Raw genomic sequence first — 23,703 nt, 5'->3', positions numbered from 1 at the left:
TCGGAACGCGTCCGACTACGCTAGGTACAGCAGCTACGGCCCGGTGCCGCCCGGGCCCCGCGCACAAGGCCGCAGGAGGTGCCGCCGCCACCATGACCGTCAGCCCACGTGGACCGAACGAACGGCTCGGCACGCTCCTGACCCTCGCCCAGATCAGCAACGCCGGACTGGCCCGCCGGGTCAACGACCTCGGCGCCCAGCGCGGGTTGACCCTGCGGTACGACAAGACCTCGGTGGCCCGCTGGGTCAGCAAGGGCATGGTGCCGCAGGGGCCCGTCCCGCACCTGATCGCCACCGCCATCGGCGGCAAGCTCGGCCGGCCCGTCCCGCTGGAGGAGATCGGCCTGGGCGACACCGACCCGGCGCCCGAACTCGGCCTGGCCTTCCCGCGCGAGGTCGCCGACGCGGTCCGCTCCGCGACCGACCTGTGGCGGGTCGACCTCGACCTGCGCCGGGGCCCCGGCGGCGGCCGCTGGAGCGACAGCCTGGCCGGCACCTTCTCGGTGGCCGCCTACGCGACCCCCGTCTCCCGCTGGCTGATCACCCCGGCGGACGGCTCGGTGGCCCGCGAGGTGCCGCGCTCCCCCACAGACACCTCCTCCTACCGGGTCGGCCACTCGGACGCCGCCAAGCTCCGCGAGGCCGCCCAGGAGGCCCGCCGCTGGGACTCCAAGTACGGTGGCGGGGACTGGCGTTCGTCGATGGTGCCGGAGTGCCTGCGGGTGGAGGCGGCACCGCTGCTGCTCGCCTCGTACAGCGACGCGGCCGGCCGGGCGCTGTTCGGCGCGACGGCCGAACTGACCAGGCTGGCCGGCTGGATGGCCTTCGACACCGGGCAGCACGAGGCCGCCCAGCGCTACTACATCCAGGCGCTGCGGCTGGCCCGGGCCGCCGCCGACGTGCCGCTCGGCGGCTACGTGCTGGCCTCGATGAGCCTCCAGGCCGGCTACCGGGGCTTCGCCGAGGAGGCGGTCGACCTCGCCCAGGCCGCGCTGGAGCGCAACCGGGGCCTGGCCACCGCCCGCACCATGAGCTTCTTCCACCTGGTGGAGGCCCGGGCCCAGGCCAAGGCCCGCAACGCGGCGGCGTGCGCGACGGCGCTCGGCGCCGCGGAGAGCGCGCTCGAACGGGCGCGCGCCGGGGATCCCGATCCGGCGTGGATCGACTTCTACGCCTACGACCGGCTCGCCGCCGACGCCGCCGAGTGCTTCCGCGACCTCGGAGTGCCCTCCAAGGTCCGGCAGTTCACCCGCGAGGCGCTGGCCACGCCCACCGAGGGCTTCGTCCGCTCGCACGGCCTGCGGCTGGTGGTCTCGGCGATGGCCGAGGCGGAGGCGGGCAACCTGGACGCCGCGGTCGCCGCCGGCGAACGCGCCGTCGAGGTGGCCGGCCGGATCTCCTCGCAGCGCAGCCGGGAGTACGTGGTGGAGATGCTCCGGCGGCTGGAGCCCTTCCAGGGTGAACGCCGGGTACGGGAGTTGACCGAGCGGGCGCGCGCGGTGATCGTCGCCCCGGCGTGAGCGCCGGAGCGGCGACTCAGGCTGGTCATCGGACGGCGACCGTAACGGCGAGAGGGCCCGGCGGTAATTGAGGTGCGCCGGCGGGAGGGGCCTGGCTAGGGTTTCTCCCGTCCAGGTGCGCAGGCAGAGGTTACTTCCACTCTTAATGGGCGTGTCGCGGGTTCGAGTCCCGTCACCGGCTTCGGGCCGGTGTAGCTCAGTCGGTAGAGCAGCTATGTCACCTCAGCCGTCCTCGATCTCTGGACACCCACACGTGAACAGTTCGTCCGCACCTCCCGGTGCGACGGCAGCGGTTACTTCTTGGTGAGGCGCCCCCTGGGCGCTGCGGTTCGAGCCCGCGAAACACCGCCGCCACCTTTGATCTCGGGAGGCGGCTCCTCGTGGTGCCCGGGTCCCGTCAGCCGTGACGGGACCCGGGCACCGCTGCCGCAGCACGCCTCCCTCCCACCGACACCAGCACGCCGAGGGGGGCTGCCGCATGTCCAGGTTCAACGTCCGCGGGGCCAAGTCCGGTCCGAGTTCGCCGGTGACCACCACCGGCGCGCGCACCGTCAACCACAACGGCGGCCCCGGCTTCGTCCGGGACCGCAAGTCCGAGCTCTTCCTGCTCGCGGTGGCCAACATGGTCGGCCAGGACACCTTCCACGAGCGCGGCGGCGAGCGCGACGACCGCTACACCGCGCTGGTGCGCGAACTCGCCGTCGCCGAGCCGGAGTGGACCCTCGGACTGCTGCGCTGGCTGCGCCACGGCGCCCAGCTGCGCACCGCCGCCCTGGTCGGCGCCGCCGAGTTCACCCGCGCCCGGCTGGACGCGGGCGCCCACGGCCACTCCCGGCAGGCCGTCGCGGCGGTGCTGCGGCGCGCCGACGAGCCCGGCGAGCTGCTCGCCTACTGGACCTCTCGCTACGGCCGGGCGCTGCCCAAGCCGCTCAAGCGCGGTATCGCGGACGCCGTCCGGCACCTGTACGACGCCCGCTCGCTGCTCAAGTACGACACCGCCGGCAAGGGCTACCGCTTCGGCGACGTGATCGAGCTGACCCACCCCTCGCCGGACCCGCGGAAGCACTGGCAGGGCGCGCTGTTCGCCCACGCGCTGGACCGCCGGCACCGGCCGGAGGAGGCCGTCCCACCGGCCGCCGACCGGGTGCTGACCGCCAACCGCGAACTGCTCGCGCTGCCCGTCGAGGAGCGCCGGGCGGCGGTGACCGCCGAGGGCGGCGCGGAACGGCTGGCCGCCGCCGGGCTGACCTGGGAGGCCCTGGCGGGCTGGCTGCAGGGCCCGCTGGACGCGGCGGTCTGGGAGGCGGTCATCCCGTCCATGGGTCCGATGGCGCTGGTGCGGAACCTGCGCAACTTCGACCGTGCCGGGGTCCCGGACGCCGTCGCGGCCGAGGTCGCCCGGCGGATCTCCGACCAGGACGAGGTGCGGCGCTCGCGCCAGTTCCCGTTCCGCTACCTGGCCGCGTACCGCAACGTCCCCTCGCTGCGCTGGGGGCACGCGCTGGAGACCGCGCTCGGCCACTCGCTGGCCAACGTGCCGGAACTGCCCGGCCGGACGCTGATCCTGGTGGACCGCTCCGGTTCGATGTTCGACCGTTCCGGCGGGCCGACCGAGCTCAACCGGGCGGACTCCGCGGCGATCTTCGGCACCACGCTGAAGCTCCGGGCCGCCGAGGCGGACCTGGTCGAGTTCGGCACCACCAGCCGGGTCGTCGAGGTCGGCCGGGGCGAGGCGGTGCTGCGGGTGCTGGAACGGTTCTCCAGCCTCGGCGGCACCAACACCGCCGACGCGGTCCGGGCCCGCTACCGGGGCCACGACCGGGTGGTGATCGTCACCGACGAGCAGACCGGCCCGGGCCACCGGGGCGGTGACCCGCTCGCCGCCGTCCCGGCCCACGTGCCCGTCTACACCTGGAACCTGGCCGGCTACGCCCCGGGCCACGGCGCCAGCGGCGGCGCCCACCGGCACACCTTCGGCGGCCTGAGCGACGCGGCCTTCCGGCTGGTCCCCCTCCTGGAGGCCGGGGCGGACGCCCGCTGGCCCTGGGAGGAGTAGCCGGGCGGCGGAGGCTTCGGGGGCGGGTCGGCGCACCGGACGGAGGGCGGGCGGACGGGCCCGGATGAGCCCGGTCACAGGCCCGGCCGGCGCGCCCCGGCAGCCCCGTAGACTCGGTTGATTGTGACTGCCACCGCCCCGATCCCCCAGCCCTCGCCGTCCGCCCGGCTGTCCGCCGCGCCGGCCGCCTACCCCGCGCCGATGTACCCGCACAAGGCCACCGAGGCCCAGCACCGCGAGCGTCGCATCCGCAGCTTCCAGCCGCGCCGGGGCCGGATGACCAACGCCCAGGCGAGCGCCCTGGACCGGAGCTGGGAGACGTACGGCATCCCCATCGACGGCACCCCGCTGGACCTGCCGGAGCTGTTCGGCGGCCTGCCGGTGACCCTGGAGATCGGCTTCGGCATGGGCGAGACCACCGCCGCGATGGCCGCCGCCGACCCGGCCACCGGCATCCTCGCCGCCGACGTGCACACCCCCGGCCACGGCAACCTGCTGGGCATGCTGGAGCGCGACGGCTCCCGCAACGTCCGGACGGCCGCCGGGGACGCGGTGATCCTGCTGCGCGACATGCTCCAGGACGCCTCGCTGGCCGGTCTGCGGGTCTACTTCGCCGACCCGTGGCCCAAGCCGAAGCACCACAAGCGCCGGCTGGTCCAGCCCTCCTTCCTCGACCTGGTGCTGCCCCGGCTCGCCCCCGGCGCCCTGGTGCACTGCGCCACCGACTGGGAGCCGTACGCGGAGCAGATGCTGGCCGTGCTGTCCGCCTCGCCGGAGCTGGAGAACCTGCACCCCGAGGGCGACGGGACCGGCTGGCTGGAGCCCGCGGACCACCCGGACGGCAGCGTCCCCGGCTACGCCCCGCGGCCGGACTGGCGTCCGGTCACCAAGTTCGAACGGGCCGGGATCGCCAAGGGCCACGTCGTCCACGACCTGCTGTTCCGCCGCCGCTGACCCACCGGCCCGGTTCGAACGGGCCACCGCGCGGCGGCCGTACGGGCGGGACCGGGACGGACGGTTCGTCCCGAGTCCTCCCGGCGGGCCGCCGCCGTGGCCTACCCTGTGCCGCATGGGCAGCCCGTCCGGCGGCGGGTTCCGGGCGAACGGTCGGACGACGGTCGCCGCCGCCGGCGCACCGGAGACGGTCCCGCGCACCGGCGACACCCGGACCATCCCGGGGCCCCGGAGGCACCGGGCCCACCGCCCGCTGCCCGCTCCTGGCACCGCCGCCGTCCCGGTACCCGCCCGGCCCCCGGCCGTCACCCCCGCCGCGACCCGGACGCCCGCCGCCCCCGCCACCCCCGGAGCCCCGCCGGGCCGCAGCCGCTCGGTGGCGCTCTCCTCGGTCACCGCGACCGCCGTGCTGACCCTGATCGGCTGCGGGGTGCTGATCCTGCACCTCGTCCAGCGGCAGACCGGCACCGTCGGGCTGCTGGTCGGCCTGGGCCTGGCGATGGTGCCGCTGCCGTTCGTGCTCGGCGGCCTGGCCTGGCTCAACCTCACCGCCCGGGTGCCGCTGCGGCACACCGTGTTCTGCCTCGGCTGGGGCGCCTGCGCGGCCACCACCGTCGCCATCCTGGCCAACAACTGGACGGCGAACTACCTGTCCCGGTACCGGGGCCCGTTCGGGGAGCTGCTCGGCGCCGGGATCGCCACCCCGGTGATCGAGGAGACCGCCAAGGCCACCGCCCTGCTGGTGCTCCTGCTCCCGCTCGGCCAGCGGCTGCGCTGCCACGGCCGCCGCACCGGGCGCCCCTGCGCGCCGCTGCTGCGCCGGTCGCCCGCGCCCCGGAGCCCCCGCCCGTACCCGCGCCACCCGGTCGGGCCGCACGCCCGCGGCCGGCCGCGGCTGCGCCCGTACCTGCGGCCGCTGCCCTACCTGCGCCCGGCCCCGCCCTCCGGTGCGCCGCACCGCCGCTCCCGGCCGCGCACCCTGGCCGCCGGGGTGGTGCTCGGCGGGATGACCGCCTGCGGCTTCGCGTTCACCGAGAACGCCCTCTACCTGGGCCGGGCCTTCACCAGCGACCAGCGCCAGCGGCTGGACAGCATCGGCCTCGGCGACCCGCCCAGCCTGCGCGACTTCGACAGCACCGTGCAGACCTTCGTGCTGCGCGCCCTGCTCTCCCCCTTCGCCCACCCGCTGTTCACCGCGCTCACCGGGATCGGCCTGGCCCTCGCCCTCACCACCGCGCGGCGCTGGCTGGCCCGGCTGGCGGTCCCGGCCGGGCTGCTGCTGGCGATGGCGCTGCACGGCACCTGGAACGCCGCCGCCGACCTCGGCACGGACGGCTTCCTGGTGGTGTACGGGGCGCTGATGGTGCCCTGCTTCGCCGCGCTGGTCTGCTTCGCGGCCTGGGCGAGGTGCCGCACGGGCCGGCACGCGGCGCCCGCCCGGCGGCGGGCCGCCCGGGTGCCCTGAACAGGTGCCTGCGGAGGAGCTCGAGCGGTGCCTTCAAGAGGTGCTCGGGGAACCGATTTCCCATCTCGGCGACTTCCACGTATTGTTGTGTTTACCGACGCGGGGTGGAGCAGCTCGGTAGCTCGCTGGGCTCATAACCCAGAGGTCGCAGGTTCAAATCCTGTCCCCGCTACTCAGTAGCGGAAAGGCCCGGAGGATTCTTCCTCCGGGCCTTTCGCATGTCCGGGTACGGGCGCGGCACGTTCCTGCCACGAAGCTGTAACAGCGGCCCGTCCGACGATCACCTGTCAGGGACCTGAACCATACTGAGGAAAAATTCATCCAATTGGGGGGCCGCACGGGCCACCCCGGACAGGAATCACCACATGCTGTCGAAGCGCCTGGTCAGCACCGCCGCGATATGCCTCGTCCTGGCCGCCGGCACCGCCGCGTGCGGCAGTGCCACGAGCGACGGGAAGGCGGGCTCCGCGCAGAAGCTCGACACCGGCAAGCTCAGCGCCCAGGACATCGAGAAGCAGGCCAAGGAGGCCCTGGCCTCCGCGACCTCCCTCAAGATGGCGGGCACCGTCGACACCGGTGACGGTGCGATGGAGCTGAACCTGACGATGGACAACAAGAGCCAGTGCACCGGCACCATGGCGATGCCGGGCATGGGCAAGTTCGAGATCATCAGCGACGGCAAGACCTCGTACGTCAAGCCGGACACCGCCTTCTGGACCGCCGTGGGCGGCCCGAACGGCGCCAAGGCCGCCGAGCTGTTCAAGGGCCGCTACCTGACCGGCTTCGAGAGCGACCCGTCGATGGGCTCCCTCACCAAGGTCTGCAACCTGGCCGACTTCAGCAAGAAGATCGCCGACGGCAAGAGCAGCGGCGACAAGGTCGAGAAGGGCTCCGCCGGCGACGTCAACGGCGTGAAGACCTTCAGCCTGAAGAGCACCGACTCCAAGGGCGAGGTCACGACCCTCCAGATCGCGACCGAGGGCAAGCCCTACCCGGTGCGGATCGAGCACGCCGGCGCCAAGGACGGCAACGGCAAGATCGACTTCAGCGAGTTCGACAAGCCGCTGACCGTCCAGGTCCCGTCGGCCGACAGCACGATCGACTTCACCAAGTTCAAGGACCAGCTCAAGACCGCCTGAGCGGCGGACGCGGGGACCGCGAAATAATCCGTTGCCTCCGGCCGGAGCGCTGCCTAGGCTGGCAGCACACTGAAGGGAGGTGATCCTGAGTTGAGTACCGTCAGGATGCGTGAGGTGGCTGCTCGCTAGAGCCGCCCCTGCCTGCGCAGGGTGAGGCCCCAGGCCTCCGGCAGGCGAAATCCACAGCAGTCACCCGGCCCGCGGGCTCACCGGTACATCCCCGGTGCCTCGGCGCCTGGCCAGTGCACGGGCCGGCGTAGAGGAGCAGCCCGCGGGTCGTCTGCGTTCCCGGGGAGCTTCCGGCACTTCGCCGGAGGCTCCCCGTGGCGTGTCCGGGGAGGGCCGTCGCGTGTCCGGGGCGGGGCCGCGGCGCTAGAGTCTGCGCGGGTTCCGGAGCGGAGCGGCGCGGGCACAGGGGGTAGGCGATGGCGAAGGCGCGGCGGCGGGACGGCGGGGCGGCCCTGCGGACGGCGCGGTGGGGCGCCACCGGGGTACTGGCCGGGACGGGGCTGCTCGGACTGCTGCTGTTCGCGCTCGGCCGGGAGCACGCCTGGCAGGCGCTCGGCGGCGGACTGGTCGTGGTCGGGGCCTCGGTGGTGCTGGGCGGCGGGCTGGGCTTCCTGTTCGGGGTGCCCCGGGTCCGCGGTGGCGGCACCGGTGAGCCGCAGGGCTCGTACGCGCCGAACACCAATCTGGAGCAGGTCTCGGACTGGCTGACCAAGGTGCTGCTGGGCGTCGGGCTGACCCAGCTCGGCTCGCTCGGCGAGCGGCTGCACGACCTCGGTACGGCGCTGGCGCCCGCCCTCGGCGGCGGCCCGGAGGCGGTGCCGTTCGCGGCGGCGCTCGTGCTGTACTTCCTGGTCTTCGGCTTCCTGGCCGGCTGGCTGGTGACCAGGCTGGCGCTGCCGCAGGTGCTGACCGAGACCGACCAGGCGCTGGACCTCTTCCTCGCCGGGCAGGACCGCGACCGGCACGGCGACAAGGTCGGCGCGGACGACCTGCGGGTCCGCGCGATGCAGCAGCTCGGGCTGCTGGGCGGCAGCGCGGAGCGCCAGGCCGCCCTGGCCGGGCAGCTGCCGCCCGCCTCCGGTGCGCCGGCCGGGCCGGAGGGCGTGGTGGCGGAGGTCCGCTCGACCGCGCGGCGCTCGGCGCTGACCGCGGACCAGGTGCGGGCCCTCTTCGCGGACGGCTCCGAGGGCCGACGGATCCAGGCGCTCGCACTGATGCAGGGCGACCCGGCGCTGGCGGACCTGCCGAGCGTGCTGGACGCGATCGAGCACCCGCGCTCGGACTTCGAGCAGTACCACGCCCTGCTGGCCGCCCGGGGGCTGCTCTCCTGGCTGCCCGCCGCCGGGGCGCAGCGGCTGCGGGACGCGGTGGCGACGCAGCTGGTGGACCCGCGGGGCATCCCGTACGGGTCGGACCGCAGCTGGCTGGCGGAGAAGATCCTGTCCCGGCTCCAGGGGACGGCCCTCGTGCCGGAGCAGCCGGCCCGGCCCGCCCCGCAGGCCGTACCGGCCCAGCCGGGCGGGCCGGGCGGGCCGGGCGGGCCGTCGGCCGCGGGGACCTCCTGACCGGGGGAACTACCGGACGGTGAAGCGCAGTTCGGGGCGGTCCCAGGTGATCCTGCCGTGCGCGGGGAAGGTGCCGACGCGTTCGGCGCCCACCCGCAGGTAGAAGCGCTCGGCGTCCGGGTGGGAGACCACCAGCACGCTGGCGATGCCGGCCGTGCGGGCCTGCTCCAGCATGTGCGCGATCAGCTCGCGGCCGGTGCCGCGCCCCTGGGCCTCGTCGGCGACGAACATCAGGTCCAGTTCGGCCGGTTCGCGGATCAGCCCGTAGAAGCCGAGCAGTTGGTCGGTGGCCGGGTCGAGGGCGAGGAACACCTCGTGGCCGGCGATGTAGTCGGGCGTCACCCGGTAGCCGTCGATCATCGGTGCGTACTCGCCGTGGTAGGCGGAGGAGGCCTGGATCAGGTCGGTGAGCCGGTCGGCGTCGGTCGCCTCTGCGCGCCGGATAGTCGTCTCGATCATGGCGGCGAGTATAGGGGCAAACTGGAGTAGTGACTATTACATGACCGGCTGCCCGGCCGCCCGGCGTCGTCGGTCGGCGGCCCGCAGCACCAGGACCCGCACGGTGCGGCCGTCCACCGGCCCCGGACAGCGGAGGATCTCGCTGGCTATCCGGCGCTCGCCGAGCGCGTACCGCAGCGGGTCGAGGTGGCCGCAGCGGCGGCCGTGCCCGTCGTTCAGCGGCTGGACCCGGACCTCGCCGTCCGGGGAGGTGACCCGGACCAGCTCGGTCAGCGCCGCCAACTGGCGCTCCGGGCCGAAGACTTCGGGGTAGGCGAAGATCAGGTAGCCGCTCAGGGTGAGGGCGAAGGCGCCGTCCGCGAAGGGCAGCCGGGGCAGCGCGGCGGCCACGTACCGCTGCGGGTGGGCGGCCGAGTCGGCGGCGAACAGCCGGCGGGCCCGGTCCCAGCCGCGCAGGTACCGCTCGGGCCGGTACGGGCGGGGCGAGGGGTGGAGCCACGGGCGGGCGGTCATCGAGGCGGCCATCGCCGCCCGGGCGGCCAGGGCGAGGTCGGCGACCACCGGCGGCGGCAGCGCGTACGCCGGGTCGACGGCGACCACCCGGCAGCCCAGTTCGCGCGCCTCGGCGGCCAGGCCGGCCGCGCCCCCGGGGCAGTCCAGCAGCGGCCCGGGCAGGGCGGCGAGCCGGGCCCGGGTGAGGCCGAACAGGGCGCAGTACTCGTCCAGCGGACGGGAGGTGACCAGCACGTCCGGGAGGGCGGGGTGAGGGCCGGCGGCCACCCGGCCATCCGAACACGGAGCGGCCCCGCCCGCATCCGGGAGGGGTCCGGGACGCGGGCGGGGCCGTCGGGCCTGGGTGGAGCCGGGCGGTCAGCGGCCGAGCAGGCCCTGGGCGGCGGCCCGGTTGACGTTGGTCAGGCCGCGGACCAGCTGGGTGGTGAGGAAGACCAGCAGCACCCCGAGGAGCGAGAGCCCGGCGATCTGCCAGGGCGCCTCGATGTCGTACACGTGCCGGATGTCGTGGCTGTCGTAGAAGTCGAACACCCGGTACCCGTGCCAGGAGGTGTAGGTGGGGAAGACCCAGTGGTACAGCGGGTAGAGCGCCGCCGCCCAGCCGAGCAGCAGGAACACCAGCGTCACCGCGAAGCTGAACACCGCCCAGGGGAGCATCAGCACCTGGTACAGCACAGCCTTCCAGCCGGCCCCGTCCGCCAGCCGCGCGGTGACCGCGCCCCAGCTGCCCTGGCGGACCCGGCGCACCGGCTCCGGGCCGGGGACGTCCAGGGCCAGCATGCCGCGCACCCGGGCCCGCTCCAGCCGGCCGAAGCCGCGGGCCGTGGCGGTCAGGGCGCCCAGCACGGGCAGGCCGAGCGCGGTGACGAAGGTGGCGAGGCCGAAGCAGAACATCGTGACCGCGACGGCGAAGCCGAGGATCGCCACCGGCAGGCCGGTGAGCGCGTAGCCGACCTCGCGGTAGTAGTACGCCGAGAACGGGGCCCGCCACAGGGCCGGACGCCGCTCGGTCCGCCGGGCCCGGACGGGGCGCGGGTCGTCACCGCGACCGCCCAGAACGTCCCACTCCCGGTCCTCCACGCTGCGGCTGCTGCTCATGTTCCCGGCCCCCGGCCCCTCGTGCTGTCGTCTGTCGCTCGTTCGTCCCGCTGACTGCGTCCAGTCTGGTGGACGCGCCGCCCGGCCGTGATCCGGAGGCCTGGCGGATCCGGGGTGGGGTTAACCCCCCTCCACCCGGGCGGCCGGGCCCGGCCACTCCTCGGCGAGCAACGTGAAGAGGTACGCGTCGGACCCGTCGGACCGAGGCCGCCCCTCCGGCCGGAAGCCCAGCCGGGTGAGCACCCGGCCGGGGGCCGGGTTGGCCGCGGCGGTCCGGGCGGTCAGCCGGTGCAGGCCCAGGGTGCCGAAGGCGAAGTCGCGGAGCAGGCCGACGGTCTCGCCCGCGTAGCCCCGGCCCCAGGACCCGCGGGCCAGCACGCACCCGAGGTCGGCGGCGCCGAGCCCGTCGAGGGTGAGCGCGGCCTGCCCGATCGGCGTCGCGTCCCCGGGCTCCTCGGCGTCGGCGATCCTGGTGACGGCGAGCCGGTAGGTGTCCCGCTCCTCGGCCATCGCCTCCTCCAGGTAGAGCTCGATCTGGTCGGCGCAGTCCTCCCGGCCGCTCGGCCCGAAGGGCAGGTGGCGGGTGACCTCGGGGTCGCCGAACAGCGCGTGCAGCGCGTCCACCTCCTCCTCGGTGTGGTGGTACTCGCGGACGGCCAGGCGCGGGCCGGTGAGTCGTACGGGGACCATGGCTGCCGACCCTATCCCCGCCCGGCGGCTACCGTTCGGACTATGAACGACGAAGACCTGCGGCTCGCCCCGCGCACCAAGGCCGCCGACCTGCTCGCCTGGGCGGCCGAGCAGGGCCGCGCGCCGGTGGCCGAGGGGCCGCTGCGCGCGGTGCTGGCGCTGCTGGAGCTGGGCGAGGGCAGGATGCACGACGGCTGGCCCGAACTGACCTCCGACGCGGTGGAGCACCTGCTGTACGAGCGGCTCCACCTGTACGTCCAACCCGCGCCCGAGGAGGACCCGTTCGCCTACGGCGACGCCGTCCGGCTGCTGGTCGACCACCAGCGGGCGTCCCGGCGGCTGAACGCCAAGCGCCAGGAGCGGCTGCACGCGGAGGCCGAGTGGCAGGGCGAGGTCGCGGCCGGGCTGCTGCGCCGCGCCGACCTGGTGACCTGGCCCCGGCTGTACGCGCTGCTGCTGCACGCGTACGGGGTGGACGTCACGGACCCGGCGGCGGTGCGGGACTGGCTGGCCGGCTTCGGGGAGCTCCCGGAGGAGGAGCGGCTGGCCGCGTACGAGGCGCTGGCACCGGCCGGCTGGCTGGACGAGCCGGACGAGCAGGGCTGGGGCCCGGGCCGGGTGCTGTCGGTCGGCATGGCCACGGACGGCGCGCGGCGGCTGCTGGAGCAGGGCCTGATGCGGCGCAGCTACCGCAACCTGGCGGAGCTGACCGCGCTGGGGCGGCCGATGCCGGAGGAACTGGCCGGGGACTTCGGGCGGTTCGAGGAGGCGGCGGTCGAGGCGGCGCTCGACCTGTTCGGCGGGTGGACGGTGCCGGGGCTGCCGCGGCTGCTGGTGACGGAGTTCCCGGAGCTGGCGCCGGAGCCGGGCCAGGAGGAGATCGAGGCGTACCTGGCGCAGCTGCCCGCCGAGGAGTGAGACGCCGCGGCGAAGCCCCCGGTCCGGTGCTGGTGCTCCGGGCCGGGGGCTTCGCGCTGGGTCCGCCCGGGCGGGTGCCTCAGGGCGGGTGCGTCAGGGGTTGAGGCCGCGCTGCTGGAGCCAGGGCTCCGGGTCGACCGGGGCGCCGCCGCCGGGGCGGACCTCCATGTGCAGGTGCGGGCCGGTGACGTTGCCGGTCGCGCCGACCTTGCCGATCTGCTGGCCGGCGGCGACCTTGCCGGAGCCCTTGGTGATCGCGGAGAGGTGGCAGTACCAGATCTCGGTGCCGTCGGGCAGGGTCTCGACGATCCGGTAGCCGTACGAGCCGGCCCAGCCGGCCGAGGTGATGGTGCCCTGGCCGAGCGCGTGGACCGGGGTGCCGGTGTCGGCGGCGAAGTCCAGGCCGGTGTGCAGGTTGGCCCAGTAGCGGGCGCTCTGGCCGTAGTGGGCGGAGAGCCGGTAGTCCGTCACCGGGAGGGTGAGGGCGGCGGCCTTGGCCCGCTCGGCCTCCTCGGCGGCGCGCTTGGCCTCGGCCTCCTTGGCGGCGGCCTTGGCCTCCGCCTCCTGGGCGGCCTGGAGCCGGGCGGTCTCCTCGGCGGCGGTGCGCTGGCTGTCGGCCTGGTTCTGGATGCGGGCGGCGAGCGCGAGGCCGGGGTCGGCGGAGAGGGCGACCGCCGTCTCGTCCGGGGCCTCGATGGCGGGGGCGGCGGCCGGGGTCGCCGAGGTGAAGCCGGTGGCACCCAGGGTGGCGGCGACGGCGGTGACGCCGAGCAGCGGGGAGGTTCCGCGGGTCTGACGCGGCATCCGGTGGCGGTTGGTCTCGGCCTCCGCGGCGAAGTCCTCCGGGCCGAAGGCCTCGGGGCCGTCCGGACCGGGGTGGTCGAGGAGCTGGGTACCGGCTGCGAAGCCGGCCGGGTGTGCCGGGGTGTGCGTCGACGCCACGGAGGCGCGCTCCTTTCCTTCCTTCGCGCCTACCGGGTTAGCTGACGGGTTCGGAGCAGGAAGGTCTCCTACGGCCGGGCCGGAGCCCCGCCGATTCACCCCAAGGAACGTGGTTCCCCGGCTCCCTGACCTGCCCGGAGGCCGGTCGGTGGGATTAGGCGACGGCGCACGGTGCCGTCTGGGTACGGCGTTGACAACCGCGCTGCGTTATCAAACGTTAATCCTAGGAGGCTCTGATTCCAAGCCATCCGTTCGGAGCAGCCCCGCGGCAGGTGATCGGACGTCAACGAACGGTCCCTCATGCACGGCCCCATCTGAGTACGCCTACTCATGTGCGGCCCGGCCGGGCCGCAGCATCCTGACGCCATGAGCGCACCGATGCAGACCCGCACCACGGCCGCCTACTACCTCCAGGCCGTCCTGTCCTTCGCCCTGTCGGGCACCGCCCTCGCCGTGGGGATCGTCTACCTGCCGGTCGGCGGGTGGACCCGGGCCTTCCTCGGACTCGGCCTCCTCTTCACGGTCAGCTCCGCGTTCACGCTGGCGAAGGTGATCCGGGACCGGCAGGAGTCCAACGACATGGTCACCCGGGTGGACCAGGCCCGGCTGGAGAAGCTGCTCAGCGAGCACGACCCGTTCAAGGTCGAAGGGGTCTGACCGCTCCCCCCTCTTCTCCGACGCCTCCGACGCCTCCGACGCCTCCGACGCCTCCGACGCCCGACCGCTTGACGGCTAAGGCTATTAGCCTTAGCTTTATGGCTATCGGCAGCAACGCCGATGCCCCGCACCGGCGGCCCGAGGAGGACCCCATGAACGGCACCATCACCCCGAGCACCCAGTACCTCACCGTTCCCGGCGGCCGGATCGCCTACGACGACACCCGGCAGGGCGACGGCACCCCGGTCGTCCTGCTCCCCGGCATGCTCGACAGCCGGGCCGCGTACCGGCACCTGCGCCCGCTGCTCGTCGCCGCCGGCCACCGGGTCGTCACCATGGACCTGCGGGGCTTCGGCGAATCCTCGATCACCTGGGACGACTACGGCCCCGCCGCCCTCGCCGGCGACGTCCTCGCCCTGCTCGACCACCTCGGCATCGAGCGCGCCGTCCTCGCCGGGAACTCGTACACCGGGGCGACCGTCGTCAAGGCCGCCGGGGACGCCCCCGAGCGGGTCGCCGGGATCGTCCTGCTCAACGCCTTCGTCGAGAACCCGCCGCAGGGCGCCCTGATGCGCGGCGCCATGGGCCTGATGGGCGCCGCCCTCGTCCACTGGCCGGCCGCCTGGGGCTTCTACCTGCGCCGGATGGCCTTCCCCGGCGCCAGGCCCGCCGACTTCGACGCGTACGTGGACGGGCTGGTCGCCGCGCTGCGCACCCCGGGCCGGAAGACCGCCACCCGCGGGTACGTCCACGGCGACTCGGCGCCGGTCGGCTGGACGGCCGCGGTGCGGTGCCCGGCCCTGGTCGTCATGGGCAGCAAGGACCCCGACTTCCCGAAGCCGGAGCTGGTCGCCGACCGGCAGGCCGCCGCGCTCGGCGCGCGGAAGGCGATGATCGAGGGGTCCGGGCACTACCCGATGGCCGACAACCCGGCGGCCACCGCGGACGCCCTGCTGCCGTTCCTCGCCGAGCTCGGCTGAGCCCCGCCCGTCCGCTGCCCGCCCCTGCCCGACCTGATCCGTACGGAGAGCCCGAACCCATGCCCCGCGTAGGACTGACCCCCGACCAGGTCGTCGACCACGCCCTCGCCCTCATCGACGAGCAGGGCGCCGAGGCCCTCACCCTGGCCTCCGTCGCCGCCCGGGCCGGGGTCGCCACCCCCTCGCTGTACAAGCACGTCAGCGGCGGCCTCGCCGAACTGCGGCGGCTGATCGCCGTCCGGGTCACCGGGGACCTCGCCGACCGGCTGGCCGAGGCGGCCGTCGGACGCAGCGGGGACGACGCCGTCGCCGCCGTGCTGCGCGCCTACCACGCGTACGCCACCGAGCACCCGCACCGCTACAACGCCCTCCCCCAGGCCCCGCAGCCCGACGACGACCTGGCCCGGGCGGCCGCCCGGCTCGTCGGCGTGATCATCGCCGTGCTGCGGGAGTACGGGCTCGACGGCTCCGAGGCGGTCCACGCCGCCCGCACCGTGCGCTCCGTCGCCCACGGTTTCGCCTCCCTCACCACGGCCGGCGCCTTCCAGCTCACCGAGGACCTCGCCACCACCCAGGACCGCCTCATCGCCACCCTCACCACCGGCCTCCGCGCCTGGCCCGCGTAAGCGGCCGGCCCGGAACCGGGCCCTGCGCAGGAAGTCGGCCCGGCCGACTTCCCGCGGTGGCGGTGGTGCTGGTGCGGCGCTTCGGTCGGCCTTCGCCGGTGGGGGAAATGGGGTATCAAGGACCAGTGCCCCTGGAGCCCGCCGGCAGTCCGACCGCGCGCAGTGCGATGCGCTGCGTGCGGCTGCTGCTGGGCTGCACCAGCGCGGCCGAGCTGCTCGGCACCGTCCTGGCCGAGGGCCCGAGCTGGATCACCGGCGAGGGGTCCGCGCTGTACCTGCTGGACTCCGCCGGAATGCTCCGGCTGACCGCCTCGCACGGGCTGCCGGACTGGGCGCACGAGCGCTACAGCGTGGTCGACCCGGCCGGTGAGCTGCCCGCCGCGATGGCCCTGCGGCTGCGCCGCCCGTACCTGCTCAGCCCCGAGCACACCAGCGTCGACTACCCGAACCGGAACACCGGCATGGGCACCGGGATGGTCGCCGTGATCACCCTGCCGATGGTCGTGGACGAGCGGCCGATCGGTGTGCTGGCCCTGGCGCTGGCCCACCGGGGCACCGTGCCGCGCCGCGACCTGGACGTCCTGGAGACCCTCGCCGAGGCCTGCGCCCACCGGCTGGCGCACCTGCTGGACCACGCCGACGCCCACCTCCCGTACGGCACCCGGGCACCGTACGGCGTCCGGTTACCCGAGGACCCGCGGGCGGCGGACGGCCGCCCCGCCGGGCTGGCCCACCCGCTGCTGTCGCTGGCCGTGCGGGCCGCCGGGCACGGGGCCTTCGAGCGGGACCTGGTCACCGGGGAGAGCTACTGGGACGCCGAGGCGTTCCGGCTGGCGGGCCGCCCGCCCGCCCCGGACGGCGCCGCCCCCGAGCTGGACCGGCTGGTCCACCCGGAGGACCTGCCGGACGTGCAGGCCGCGCTCGCCGAGGCGCTGGCCGCCGGCGGCCGCTACCGGATCGGCTACCGGGTGCTGCGGCCCGGCGGCAAGGTCGCCCGGGTCGAGGAGTCCGGCGAGGTGATGCTGGACGTGCACGGGCGGCCGGTGCGGATCGCCGGGCTGCTGGCCGAGGCCGGGCACCGGGAGCCGCCGCCGGCCGAGGGGCGGAACTCCCCGGCCGCCGCCCGGACGGCGCTGCTGCTGACGCTCACCCGGGCGCTGTCCCGGGCGGTGACCGTCCGCGACGTCACCACCGCCGTCACCGATGTCGCCCGCCCGGCGCTCGGCGCCGCCGGCATCGTCCTGGACCTGGTGGACGAGGGCCGGCTGCTGCCCGTCTCGCACACCGTGTACGGGGGCCCGCGCCGCACCGAGCTCACCCGTCTGGCGGACCTGTCCGAGTCCGTGATGCAGCGTTCGCTGGCCCGCTCCGCCCCGCTGTTCAGCGAGCCCGCCGCCGCCCGCACCCGACGCGACCCGCTCACCCCGGCCGCCTGGGCGGTGCTGCCGCTGGTCGCCTCCGGGCAGCAGGTCGGCTCGTGCCTGATCACCTTCGCCGCCGAGCGGGCGTTCAGCCGCGAGGACCGCACCCTGTACTCGGCCTTCGCCGGCATCCTGGCGCAGTCCCTGGAGCGGGCCCGGCTGTACGACACCCACCACCACCGGGCCTCCGAGCTGCAGCGGGCGATGCTCCCGCGCACCCTGCCGCGGCTGGCCGGGATCGCCAGCGCCGCCCGCTACCTGCCGAGCACCGAGGGGATGCAGATCGGCGGTGACTGGTACGACCTGCTGCGGCTGCCGGACGGCCGGATCGGGCTGGTGATCGGCGACGTCCAGGGCCACAACGCGGAGGCCACCGCGGTGATGGGCCAACTGCGCAGCGGGCTGCGGGCGTACGCGACGGACGGGCACGACCCGGCCGCCACCCTGACCCGCACCAGCCGGCTGCTGGCCGAGCTGGACACCGAGCTGTTCGCGACCTGCCTCTACCTGACCCTGGACCCGGCCGACGGCGTGCTGACCGCGGCCCGGGCCGGGCACCCGGCGCCGGTGCGGATCACCGCCGACGCCGCGGCCGTCGAGCTGGAGCTGCCGGGCGGGCCGCCGCTGGGGGTGGCCCCGGAGCGGCCGTACCCGCTGGCGGTGGAGCGGCTGGCGGTCGGCGAGACGCTGCTGGCGTACACCGACGGGCTGGTCGAGGACCGCGAGGAGGACTACGACGAGTCGGTGCAGCGGATGCTCGGCGGGCTCGAACTGTGGGCGCGGCAGACCGGTCCGGGGCGGATCGGCCCGGCGCCGGCGCTGGAGCGGCTGGCCGATCTGCTCACCCTGAACGTGACCGAGCGGCGGTCCCGGCCGGACGACGTGGCGCTGCTGCTCCTGCACCGGACGGCGCCCCTTCCGTAACACCGTGCGCACAGGCCCCACACATCACCGGACGCGATCCGGCCGGGCGGCTCGATCCCGACGTTCCCGGCGGTGCCGGTCGGGCCGCTCCGATACCTCGTCAGGCGGTGGGATCGGGGTCGAACGATTGCCGATTGACGCCGAATTGACTCGATATTGACGAGATCCGGTCACTTGGCGAGATCCGTTCACACCTTCGTAGGATCATCACCCTAGAATTCGCGGCGTGACGATGACTCAGTGGTCCGTAACGGCAACCGGCGTACTCGCCGTCCTCGCCCTCGTGGCCGCCGCGCGGTACCGCGCCGTGTCCGTCACCCAGCGCGGCCGCGCCGACCGGCTGCGCGGCGAACTCCTCGCCGTCCAGGAACAGCTGGCCACCGAGCTCTCCCGCCGCGGCGCCGAACTCGCCGCCGTCCAGCAGGAGCAGGAGCACACCGCCTCCACCCAGCGGGCCTTCCTCAGCGTCGCCCGCCGGATCCTGGTGATGGCCCACGACCAGCAGGCGCTGCTGGACGAGATGGAGCGCACCCACGACGACCCGACGCTGCTGGAGGGCCTGCTCAAGGCCGACCACGCGGCCGCCCAACAGGCCCGGCTGGCCCAGACCCTGGCCGTGCTGTGCGGCGCGCGGGCCGGCCGGCACTGGCCGGAACCGGTCTCCCTGGAGGACGTCGTCCGCGGCGCCCAGTCGCGCATCCTGCCGTTCCAGCGCGTGGTGGTGCGCAGCCGGACCGAGACCGCGGTGGTCGGCGCCGCCGCCGAGGCGCTGATCCACGCGATCGCCGAGCTGCTGGACAACGCCACCCGCTACTCCCCGCCCAGCACCCAGGTGTTCGTCACCCTGATGCCGGTCCACAACGGCGCCGTCATCGAGATCGACGACGGCGGCGTCGGCATGCCGGAACAGGCCGTCGCCAAGGCCGCCGCCGCGCTGGCCGGCGGCAGCACCCTGGAGGTCTCCCGGCTCGGCGAGGTGCCGCAGCTGGGCCTCGCCGCGGTCGGCCGGCTCGCCGAGCAGTACGGCTTCCGGGTCACGCTCAGCTCGGCGCCCTCGCCGTACGGCGGCGTGCGGGTGGTCCTGCTGCTGCCGAACGCGCTGCTCACCGAGCCGCTGCCGCCCACCGTCCCCGGCCTCGGGCCGGACGACCGGGCGTTCAACCCCGGCCCCCGGCCGGCCTCTCCCGCCGGCCACCCCCTGGTGGAGACCCCGCCGCCCGGCCGGCACGCCGCGACCGGTGACACCCCTCCCCCGCTGCCCCGCCGGAGCCACCGGCGCGGCCGCACGGGCCGCCCCGCCCAGCACGCCGCTCCCCCACCGCCGCCCGCGCCGCCCTACCGCTCGGCCCGGGACGCGCAGGCGTTCATGGCGATGTTCCAGGCCGGGACGGCCAGCGGCCGTTCCGCCGCCCGGGCCCAGTCCACCCCTTCCCTTCCCGCTTCCCCCCGACTTCCCCAGCGCTCCGGAGAGTTCCATGACCACCACCCCTGATCTCGGCTGGCTGCTCGCCGACATCATCGCCGTCCCGCAGGTCCAGCACGCCGTCGTCGTCTCCAACGACGGCCTGGAGATCGGCCGCAGCGCGGGCATCCCGCGCGACGACGCCGAACGGCTCGCCGCCGCCTGCTCCGGACTGCAGTCGCTGGCCCGCGGCGTCGCGACGGGCTTCGGCGGACCGGGCAGCGCCACCCGCCAGATCATCATCGAGTACGGCGGCGGCTACCTCTTCGTCGTCGCCGCCGGGGCCGGCGCGCACCTGGCCGTGGTGGCCGGCGAGGCGGTCGACGCCGGCCTGGTCGCCTACCAGATGCAGGTCCTGGTCGAGCGGATCGGCACCCACCTCACCAGCCCGCCGCGCGTCGACCACGCGGCGGGGGGCCACCGGTGAGCGGCCCGGTCCGGCCGTACGTCATCACCGGTGGGCGCAGCCGCCCCACCCGGTCCGATCTGGCCGTGGAGAGCCTGGTCAGCGCCGTGCCCGGACCATTAGGACTGCCCGAGCCGCCGGACCTGCCCGAGCACGAGCTGATCAACCGTGAGCACCGGCGCATCCTCGCGCTCTGCCACAGCCTGCTGTCCGTCGCCGAGGTGGCGGCCCACCTGGGGCTGCCGCTCGGCGTCGTCAAGGTACTGGTCGGTGACCTCTGGGACCTCGGCGCCGTGCAGGTGCTCCCGCCCGTCCCCCAGGCCGAACGCCTGCCCGCAACCCTCTTGGAGGAGGTGCTCGTTGGCCTCCGCCAACTCCGCTGAAGCCGTCCCCGACGCCCCGGACGCACCGGGCGCCACGGACGCCGCCGGGTCCGCCGCCGGGCCGCAGTACCTGCCCTCCTCGGTGCAGGGCGCGGTCAAGATCCTGGTCACCGGTCCGTTCGGGGTCGGCAAGACCACCCTGGTCGGCTCGCTGAGCGAGATCACCCCGCTGCGCACCGAGGAGACCATGACCGCCGCCAGCGCCGGCATCGACGACCTCACCGGTCGCGCCGGCAAGACCACCACCACGGTGGCGCTGGACTTCGGCCGGATCACGCTCAACTCGCGGCTCGCGCTGTACCTGTTCGGCACGCCCGGGCAGCAGCGGTTCTGGCCGCTCTGGGACGACCTGTCGCGCGGCGCGCTCGGCGCCATCGCCATGGTCGACCTGCGCCGCCCGGACGAGAGCTTCGACGTGCTCGGCCGGCTGGAGGAGCAGCGCATCCCGTTCGCGGTCGCGGTCAACACCTTCCCGGACACGCCGAGTTACCCGGAGGAGGAGCTGCGCTCGGCGCTGGACCTGCTGCCGGAGGTGCCGATTCTGCACTGCGACGCGCGCGACCGCCGGCAGTCCTACGACCTGCTGATCGACTTCGTCGACCACCTGCACCGCAACTCGATCCTGGAGCTCCAGGGATGACCTCCCCCGAACACCCGGGAGCCCCCGGGTGCCCCGTCGCCCACGGCGGCGGACGGCCCGGCGGGCTGCCCGTGGGCGTGCCGCTGACGCCGCTGTACGGCCCGGCCGTCGCCGAGGACCCGCACGGCCTCTACGCCCGGCTGCGCGAGCGCTACGGCCCGGTCGCCCCGATCGAGCTGGAGCCCGGGGTCGAGGCCTGGCTCGTCCTCGGCTACGCCGAGCTGCTCGAACTCACCCGCAACGAGGCGCTGTTCTCCAAGGACTCGCGCCGCTGGCGGGTGCCCGCCGAGGGCCGGCTGGCGGCCGACTCCCGGCTGCTGCCGATGACCTCCTGGCGGCCCACCCTGCTCAACCTGGACGGCGCCGAGCACCAGCGGCTGCGCGCCGCCGTCTCCGACACCCTCGCCCAGATCGACCACCGCCAGCTGCGCGGCACCACCGAGGCCGCCGCCAACGGGCTGATCGACGGCTGGGGCCCGGACGGCACCGCCGACCTGGTCGCCCAGTACGCGCGCCGGCTGCCGCTGCTGGTCTTCACCCAGCTGGTCGGACTGCCGGTGGAGAGCGGGCCCCGGGTGGTCGAGCTGATCAGCCACTTCGTGGACAGCAGCGCGCAGTCGCAGCGCGCCGGACTGGAGTTCCAGGCACTGCTCGTCGACCTGGTGCGCCGCCGCCGGGCCGCCCCCAGCGCCGACCTCACCTCCTGGCTGCTCGCCCACCCGGCCGGGCTGACCGACGAGGAGGCGGTGCACCACCTGGTGGTGCTGATGGTCGCGGGCAACGAGACCTCCATCAACTGGACCGGCAACACGCTGCGGCTGCTGCTCACCGACCGGCGCTTCCGGGCCACCCTCACCGGCGGGCGGCTGACCGTCTCCGACGCGCTGGAGGAGGTGCTCTGGCGCGACCCGCCCACCCAGAACTTCCCCGGCCGCTGGGCCACCGGCGACACCGTGCTCGGCGGCCAGTACATCAGCGCCGGCGACATGCTCGTCCTCGGCCTGGCCGCGGCCAACGCCGACCCGGCCGCGCAGGGCGTCTCGGCCGCCGCGCAGGGCTCGCTCGGCGGCAACCGGGCCCACCTCGCCTGGGGCGCGGGCCGGCACGTCTGCCCGGCCCAGCACCCGGCCCGGATCATCGTCGAGACCGCCGTCGAGACCCTGCTGCACCGCCTGCCGGACCTCCAACTGGCCGTACCGTCCGGCGAGTTGGCCTGGCGCCCGTCCCCGTGGTCCCGGGCCCTGACCGCCCTCCCGGTGCTCTACAGCGCCTTCACCCCGCCCCGCCCGCCCGCCCCCGAGAGGCCCGCATGGACACCACCACCGAATCCGGAACCCGCGCCGAGCCCGTCAGACTCGACCCCTTCGGCCGCGACCAGCACGGCGAGAACGCCCGACTCCGCGAAGCCGGCCCCGCGGTCCTGGTGGAGCTCCCTGGCGGGGTGGTGGTCTGGGCGGTAACCCACCACGACACCCTCCAGTCGCTGCTGTCCGACCCCCGGGTCGGCAAGGACGCCCGGCTCTGGACGACCTTCCGGGAGGGGCGGCTGCCGGAGGGCTGGCCGCTGCTCAACTTCATCGTCGTCCCCGGCATGGTCACCGCCGACGGCGAGGACCACCGGCGGCTGCGCGGACTGGTCTCGCAGGCCTTCACCCCGCGCCGGATAGCCGACCTGGCCCCCGCCGTCGAGGCCCGGACGGTCGCGCTGCTGGACGGGGTCGCGAAGCTGGAGGGCGAGTTCGACCTGCGGCGGCACTTCGCCTACCCGCTGCCGATGCAGGTGATCGGCGAACTGCTCGGCCTCGGGCTGGCGGAGCAGGACGAGCTGCACGAGCTGTCCGACACCATGGTCTCCAGCTCGGCCACCCCGGCGGCGGCGCTGGCCGCGCAGCGGGGCCTGAACGCGCTGCTGGCCTCGGTGGTGGCGGCCAAGCGGGCCGAGCCCGGCGACGACCTGACCACCGACCTGATCGCCGTCCACGAGGCGGGCGACCGGCTCAGCGAGGCCGAGCTGGTCGGCACCCTGCTGCTGATGCTGGTCGCCGGGCACGAGACCACGCTCAACCTGATCACCAACGCCGTCCGCGCCCTGCTCGCCCACCCGGACCAGCTGCGGCTCGTCCTGGACGGGGAGCAGCCGTGGTCGGCGGTGGTCGAGGAGACCCTGCGCTACGACTCCCCGGTCGGGCAGTTCCCGCTGCGCTACGCGAGCGAGGACATCGCGGTCGGCGACGTGGTGATCCGGCGCGGCGAGGCGCTGCTGGCCTCCTACGCGGCGGCCGGACGGGACTCCGGGCACCACCCGGACGCGGACCGCTTCGACCTCACCCGGCAGCCCGCCAAGCACCTGTCGCTCGGCCACGGCCCGCACTTCTGCCTCGGCTCCGGGCTCGCCCGGATGGAGGCCGAGACGGCGCTGCGGCACCTGTTCACCCGCTTCCCGGGGCTGGCCCTCGCGGAGGGCCGGACCGACGAGCCGATCGCCTCGTTCGTCAGCAACAGCGTGCGCACCCTGTGGGTGACGGTCTGAGCCGACCGGTTACCTGAGGGCGGTCCGGGTCGTTCGGCAGGGCATGAAGAAACTCGCCACCCTGGCCGCCCTCACCATGGCGGGCCTCGCCCTCGCCGTCCCGGCGGCCTCCGCCACCTCCCAGACCGCCTCCTCGCCGGACGCCACCGGCGGGCTCACCGACGGCCTCGAAGTCTCCCCCGGCGACCTCGCCCTGCGGACCGTGGGCAAGCTCCCGCTGCTCGGCAAGCCCGCCAACGAGATCGAGGCGATCGGGACCAACCAGATGGCCCACCCGGGGCTCAGCGGGCAGATCCTGAACTGACCCGGCGCTCCGCCACCGGAGCGCGGGCGGCCGGCCGACCCC

Annotated in this window: 23 protein-coding genes, 1 tRNA gene and 1 riboswitch; of the genes, 19 read left to right on the top strand and 5 right to left on the bottom strand. The window is 75.0% G+C overall.

Going from position 1 to position 23,703, the window contains the following annotated elements; translation table 11 throughout:
- The first annotated feature begins 92 nt into the window (after nt 1-92).
- The 7 genes from ACWDCZ_RS27390 to ACWDCZ_RS27360 all read left to right on the top strand — a co-directional run bounded on the left by ACWDCZ_RS27390 (nt 93) and on the right by ACWDCZ_RS27360 (nt 8,708).
- A complete protein-coding gene (locus ACWDCZ_RS27390) occupies nt 93-1,520 on the top strand; it encodes an MFS transporter (RefSeq protein ID WP_449817215.1) in 1,428 nt (475 codons plus the stop codon).
- Between the two features lie 478 nt (nt 1,521-1,998).
- On the top strand, nt 1,999-3,576 hold the full coding sequence (locus tag ACWDCZ_RS27385) for a TROVE domain-containing protein (protein ID WP_449817214.1): 1,578 nt from the start codon (nt 1,999-2,001) through the stop codon (nt 3,574-3,576).
- Between the two features lie 123 nt (nt 3,577-3,699).
- The gene (gene trmB, locus ACWDCZ_RS27380; RefSeq protein ID WP_049658578.1) at nt 3,700-4,530 is read left to right on the top strand and encodes a tRNA (guanosine(46)-N7)-methyltransferase TrmB; all 831 of its coding nucleotides are present in this window, start codon (nt 3,700-3,702) and stop codon (nt 4,528-4,530) included.
- Between the two features lie 115 nt (nt 4,531-4,645).
- A complete protein-coding gene (locus ACWDCZ_RS27375) occupies nt 4,646-5,995 on the top strand; it encodes a PrsW family intramembrane metalloprotease (protein WP_449817213.1) in 1,350 nt (449 codons plus the stop codon).
- Nucleotides 5,996-6,093: 98 nt separating this feature from the next.
- A tRNA-Met gene (locus ACWDCZ_RS27370) sits at nt 6,094-6,167 on the top strand.
- 193 nt (nt 6,168-6,360) lie between these two features.
- The gene (locus ACWDCZ_RS27365; RefSeq protein ID WP_049659283.1) at nt 6,361-7,134 is read left to right on the top strand and encodes a hypothetical protein; all 774 of its coding nucleotides are present in this window, start codon (nt 6,361-6,363) and stop codon (nt 7,132-7,134) included.
- 425 nt (nt 7,135-7,559) lie between these two features.
- Nucleotides 7,560-8,708 (top strand): hypothetical protein, encoded by a 1,149-nt coding sequence (locus tag ACWDCZ_RS27360; protein ID WP_449817212.1) that lies wholly within the window; start codon nt 7,560-7,562, stop codon nt 8,706-8,708.
- 9 nt (nt 8,709-8,717) lie between these two features.
- On the opposite strand, the gene ACWDCZ_RS27355 is transcribed toward ACWDCZ_RS27360, so the two are convergent.
- The 4 genes from ACWDCZ_RS27355 to ACWDCZ_RS27340 all read right to left on the bottom strand — a co-directional run bounded on the left by ACWDCZ_RS27355 (nt 8,718) and on the right by ACWDCZ_RS27340 (nt 11,468).
- Entirely contained in the window at nt 8,718-9,167 is a 450-nt protein-coding gene (locus ACWDCZ_RS27355; protein WP_387974390.1) for a GNAT family N-acetyltransferase, read from the bottom strand.
- A 36-nt stretch (nt 9,168-9,203) separates the two neighbouring features.
- On the bottom strand, nt 9,204-9,947 hold the full coding sequence (locus ACWDCZ_RS27350) for a hypothetical protein (RefSeq protein WP_449817211.1): 744 nt from the start codon (nt 9,945-9,947) through the stop codon (nt 9,204-9,206).
- Between the two features lie 90 nt (nt 9,948-10,037).
- Nucleotides 10,038-10,778: a sensor domain-containing protein gene (locus ACWDCZ_RS27345; protein WP_375876784.1), complete on the bottom strand. Its 741-nt coding sequence runs from the start codon at nt 10,776-10,778 to the stop codon at nt 10,038-10,040.
- Between the two features lie 120 nt (nt 10,779-10,898).
- Nucleotides 10,899-11,468: a GNAT family N-acetyltransferase gene (locus ACWDCZ_RS27340; protein ID WP_449817210.1), complete on the bottom strand. Its 570-nt coding sequence runs from the start codon at nt 11,466-11,468 to the stop codon at nt 10,899-10,901.
- Nucleotides 11,469-11,510: 42 nt separating this feature from the next.
- Here ACWDCZ_RS27340 and ACWDCZ_RS27335 point away from each other — a divergent pair, with 42 nt between their 5' ends.
- Nucleotides 11,511-12,386 (top strand): hypothetical protein, encoded by an 876-nt coding sequence (locus ACWDCZ_RS27335; RefSeq protein ID WP_049653179.1) that lies wholly within the window; start codon nt 11,511-11,513, stop codon nt 12,384-12,386.
- A 93-nt stretch (nt 12,387-12,479) separates the two neighbouring features.
- Here ACWDCZ_RS27335 and ACWDCZ_RS27330 read toward each other — a convergent pair whose 3' ends face one another.
- Nucleotides 12,480-13,328, bottom strand: a complete 849-nt coding sequence (locus ACWDCZ_RS27330; protein WP_053112130.1) for a M23 family metallopeptidase — start codon at nt 13,326-13,328, stop codon at nt 12,480-12,482.
- 12 nt (nt 13,329-13,340) lie between these two features.
- Nucleotides 13,341-13,499: riboswitch (cyclic di-AMP (ydaO/yuaA leader) on the bottom strand.
- 195 nt (nt 13,500-13,694) lie between these two features.
- Between ACWDCZ_RS27330 and ACWDCZ_RS27325 the strand changes: the two genes are divergently transcribed.
- From ACWDCZ_RS27325 to ACWDCZ_RS27275, 11 genes are all read left to right on the top strand, one after another.
- Nucleotides 13,695-13,985, top strand: coding sequence for a YiaA/YiaB family inner membrane protein (locus tag ACWDCZ_RS27325; RefSeq protein WP_049653176.1), 291 nt, complete (start codon nt 13,695-13,697; stop codon nt 13,983-13,985).
- Nucleotides 13,986-14,083: 98 nt separating this feature from the next.
- Complete coding sequence (locus tag ACWDCZ_RS27320; RefSeq protein WP_198959332.1) at nt 14,084-14,965, top strand: alpha/beta fold hydrolase; 882 nt, start codon at nt 14,084-14,086, stop codon at nt 14,963-14,965.
- 59 nt (nt 14,966-15,024) lie between these two features.
- The gene (locus ACWDCZ_RS27315) at nt 15,025-15,591 is read left to right on the top strand and encodes a TetR/AcrR family transcriptional regulator (RefSeq protein WP_074002078.1); all 567 of its coding nucleotides are present in this window, start codon (nt 15,025-15,027) and stop codon (nt 15,589-15,591) included.
- Between the two features lie 125 nt (nt 15,592-15,716).
- Complete coding sequence (locus ACWDCZ_RS27310) at nt 15,717-17,936, top strand: SpoIIE family protein phosphatase (protein WP_380777005.1); 2,220 nt, start codon at nt 15,717-15,719, stop codon at nt 17,934-17,936.
- Nucleotides 17,937-18,168: 232 nt separating this feature from the next.
- The gene (locus ACWDCZ_RS27305) at nt 18,169-19,428 is read left to right on the top strand and encodes an ATP-binding protein (protein WP_074002076.1); all 1,260 of its coding nucleotides are present in this window, start codon (nt 18,169-18,171) and stop codon (nt 19,426-19,428) included.
- On the top strand, nt 19,412-19,825 hold the full coding sequence (locus tag ACWDCZ_RS27300; protein WP_049653168.1) for a roadblock/LC7 domain-containing protein: 414 nt from the start codon (nt 19,412-19,414) through the stop codon (nt 19,823-19,825). Before ACWDCZ_RS27305 ends, ACWDCZ_RS27300 begins: the two co-directional genes overlap by 17 nt.
- Nucleotides 19,822-20,187, top strand: coding sequence for a DUF742 domain-containing protein (locus tag ACWDCZ_RS27295; protein ID WP_049653167.1), 366 nt, complete (start codon nt 19,822-19,824; stop codon nt 20,185-20,187). Before ACWDCZ_RS27300 ends, ACWDCZ_RS27295 begins: the two co-directional genes overlap by 4 nt.
- Before the next feature lie 70 nt (nt 20,188-20,257).
- On the top strand, nt 20,258-20,827 hold the full coding sequence (locus tag ACWDCZ_RS27290) for a GTP-binding protein (protein ID WP_049653188.1): 570 nt from the start codon (nt 20,258-20,260) through the stop codon (nt 20,825-20,827).
- Nucleotides 20,824-22,287 carry a cytochrome P450 gene (locus tag ACWDCZ_RS27285; protein ID WP_380739957.1) on the top strand — a complete coding sequence of 488 codons (1,464 nt, stop codon included), beginning with the start codon at nt 20,824-20,826 and terminating at the stop codon, nt 22,285-22,287. The genes ACWDCZ_RS27290 and ACWDCZ_RS27285 overlap by 4 nt, the downstream gene beginning before the upstream one ends.
- Nucleotides 22,272-23,357 (top strand): cytochrome P450 family protein, encoded by a 1,086-nt coding sequence (locus ACWDCZ_RS27280; protein ID WP_234348443.1) that lies wholly within the window; start codon nt 22,272-22,274, stop codon nt 23,355-23,357. The genes ACWDCZ_RS27285 and ACWDCZ_RS27280 overlap by 16 nt, the downstream gene beginning before the upstream one ends.
- Before the next feature lie 43 nt (nt 23,358-23,400).
- Nucleotides 23,401-23,661, top strand: coding sequence for a hypothetical protein (locus tag ACWDCZ_RS27275; RefSeq protein ID WP_049653159.1), 261 nt, complete (start codon nt 23,401-23,403; stop codon nt 23,659-23,661).
- The last annotated feature ends 42 nt before the right edge of the window (nt 23,662-23,703 follow it).

The sequence above is a fragment of the Kitasatospora sp. NPDC001225 genome, assembly GCF_053597855.1.
Note: the sequence above shows the minus strand (reverse complement) of the source record. Positions and strands in the feature narration are given on the sequence as shown.

Bases quoted from the DNA above. Each gene is read 5' to 3' on its own strand.
- ACWDCZ_RS27390 (WP_449817215.1), top strand. From the start codon at position 93: ATGACCGTCAGCCCACGTGGACCGAACGAACGGCTCGGCACGCTCCTG.
- ACWDCZ_RS27385 (WP_449817214.1), top strand. From the start codon at position 1,999: ATGTCCAGGTTCAACGTCCGCGGGGCCAAGTCCGGTCCGAGTTCGCCG.
- ACWDCZ_RS27375 (WP_449817213.1), top strand. From the start codon at position 4,646: ATGGGCAGCCCGTCCGGCGGCGGGTTCCGGGCGAACGGTCGGACGACG.
- ACWDCZ_RS27365 (WP_049659283.1), top strand. From the start codon at position 6,361: ATGCTGTCGAAGCGCCTGGTCAGCACCGCCGCGATATGCCTCGTCCTG.
- ACWDCZ_RS27360 (WP_449817212.1), top strand. From the start codon at position 7,560: ATGGCGAAGGCGCGGCGGCGGGACGGCGGGGCGGCCCTGCGGACGGCG.
- ACWDCZ_RS27355 (WP_387974390.1), bottom strand. From the start codon at position 9,167: ATGATCGAGACGACTATCCGGCGCGCAGAGGCGACCGACGCCGACCGG.
- ACWDCZ_RS27345 (WP_375876784.1), bottom strand. From the start codon at position 10,778: ATGAGCAGCAGCCGCAGCGTGGAGGACCGGGAGTGGGACGTTCTGGGC.
- ACWDCZ_RS27340 (WP_449817210.1), bottom strand. From the start codon at position 11,468: ATGGTCCCCGTACGACTCACCGGCCCGCGCCTGGCCGTCCGCGAGTAC.
- ACWDCZ_RS27335 (WP_049653179.1), top strand. From the start codon at position 11,511: ATGAACGACGAAGACCTGCGGCTCGCCCCGCGCACCAAGGCCGCCGAC.
- ACWDCZ_RS27325 (WP_049653176.1), top strand. From the start codon at position 13,695: ATGAGCGCACCGATGCAGACCCGCACCACGGCCGCCTACTACCTCCAG.
- ACWDCZ_RS27320 (WP_198959332.1), top strand. From the start codon at position 14,084: ATGGCTATCGGCAGCAACGCCGATGCCCCGCACCGGCGGCCCGAGGAG.
- ACWDCZ_RS27315 (WP_074002078.1), top strand. From the start codon at position 15,025: ATGCCCCGCGTAGGACTGACCCCCGACCAGGTCGTCGACCACGCCCTC.
- ACWDCZ_RS27305 (WP_074002076.1), top strand. From the start codon at position 18,169: ATGACTCAGTGGTCCGTAACGGCAACCGGCGTACTCGCCGTCCTCGCC.
- ACWDCZ_RS27300 (WP_049653168.1), top strand. From the start codon at position 19,412: ATGACCACCACCCCTGATCTCGGCTGGCTGCTCGCCGACATCATCGCC.
- ACWDCZ_RS27285 (WP_380739957.1), top strand. From the start codon at position 20,824: ATGACCTCCCCCGAACACCCGGGAGCCCCCGGGTGCCCCGTCGCCCAC.
- ACWDCZ_RS27275 (WP_049653159.1), top strand. From the start codon at position 23,401: ATGAAGAAACTCGCCACCCTGGCCGCCCTCACCATGGCGGGCCTCGCC.